The following is a 1,721-nucleotide window of genomic DNA, read 5'->3' on the forward strand; positions in this document are numbered from 1 at the left end:
TTAAACCCGACTTTACGTTTCAGCAATTGTTAAATGTATAAAATGGAATAAAACGGCACATAACAAACAAATTGGCAATAGAGCCGGTGAAGTACTTCTATTGAACTTTTGTGCAATGTTGAAGATTAGTAATTCTATTCAACATTTGTGCTAAAAGTCGGCTCCATCGCCAATTTGCCAAACGTTGGTCGCAATTTTACAAACCAACCGAAAAAACAAACAAAATTTAAAATTAAACGATGAAATTTAAAAAAATATTATTATTTCTGACCCTTACCATAATTATATATTTGGGAGTAGGTGCATTACTTTTATATACTGAAGCAATTCAAAGATTATATATTTTCCCGGGTTGGTCTATAAAGCACGGAAATACAGACGAAGATAGCTCAACAGTTAGTTCAGACGGTCCAATTATTATTTACGAAAATGACAAAATAATTAATTATCAAATCTTTCCAAAAGATACTTTATTTACAACGAGTAAAGTTGAAATTAGTAAGCAGGATACTTTAAGTTGTTATGTTGATGAAACAAGAGATACATTCAAATTTCAATTAAAAGATAGTTTGGAAATCGAACCAACAGAATATGCCTTACCCAATAAAATGCTTGTCATTTCTGACATTGAAGGAAATTTTAAAGGTTTTAAATCAATTTTGTTGGGAAATAAAATCATTGATAATCAATTTAATTGGACTTTTGGGGATAATCATTTGGTTTTAGTTGGAGATTTTTTTGATAGAGGTTTAAGTATTACTGAATGTCTATGGTTGGTTTACAAACTTGAAAAAGAAGCGGAAAAACAAGGCGGAAAAGTCCATTTTATTTTAGGAAATCACGAAATGATGAACCTAAAAGGAGAATTAAAATATGTTCGAGATAAATACCACGAAAATGCGGATACTTTAAAATTAGACTATGGAAAATGGTACGCAAATAATACTGAATTAGGTAGATGGTTAAGAACAAAAAATGGTGTTGAAAAAATTGGTGATTTTCTATTTGTTCATGCGGGTATTAGAAAAGATTTTCCTAAAAAATACAATTTAAAAGAAATCAATGAGAACATAAGAAAATCAATAGATACAAATTTTGAGAAAGGTAAAAAACGAGATGATGTTTTTATAGGAAACGAAAGTCCACTTTGGTATCGTGGTATAGCAAAAGAAGATGAAACCCAAAAGGATGTAGAGAATACATTAGCAAAATATAAGGCTTCAAAAATGATTATTGGACATACGATTTTCGAAAAAATTCAATTTTTGTACAATCAGAAAGTTATTGCAATTGATTTGGAGCACAAAAAAAATTCCGATAAAGGTAAAATGTTTGCTCTTTGGTTTGAAAACGGCGACTTTAAAATAACCGACCAAAATGGAACTAAAACTGCATTGAAATAAAAAAACTGCCACCAACAAGGTATTGCCGCAAGCGGGGTTAATTGTTTTTTTAGAAAAATTTGTTTACTTTTGAAGTATGGTATTTTAGTTGAAGTTAGGTGCTAATAAGCCCCACCTTCGGCAATACCCGGACCGTTGCCTGCAAGCTGGAAATGGAACTAATAGGAAGAATTGATAATAGAAAAATATATTACGTTCAGATAAGAAATAATTCTGAATGGAGGTTTTCTTTGCCAAAAAATGACTGGGTTGTTTTTATAATAGCAAACAAAGAAGACGAGGAGTTAGTTCCACCGACAGTAAAAATATGTATGGACA

The 1,721-nt window shown here is 30.7% G+C and carries 1 protein-coding gene; it reads left to right on the forward strand.

What is annotated here, in order from left to right; genetic code table 11:
• The first annotated feature begins 239 nt into the window (after positions 1–239).
• Positions 240–1,403 (forward strand): metallophosphoesterase, encoded by a 1,164-nt coding sequence (locus GXW81_RS10150; protein ID WP_161532213.1) that lies wholly within the window; start codon positions 240–242, stop codon positions 1,401–1,403.
• Positions 1,404–1,721: the final 318 nt, after the last annotated feature.

Origin of the sequence: Riemerella anatipestifer (assembly GCF_009932355.1) — a bacterium.
Taxonomy (GTDB): Bacteria; Bacteroidota; Bacteroidia; order Flavobacteriales; family Weeksellaceae; genus Riemerella; species Riemerella anatipestifer_E.

Excerpts from the sequence above, each read along its gene's own strand:
- GXW81_RS10150 (WP_161532213.1), top strand. The coding sequence starts at position 240 with ATGAAATTTAAAAAAATATTATTATTTCTGACCCTTACCATAATTATA.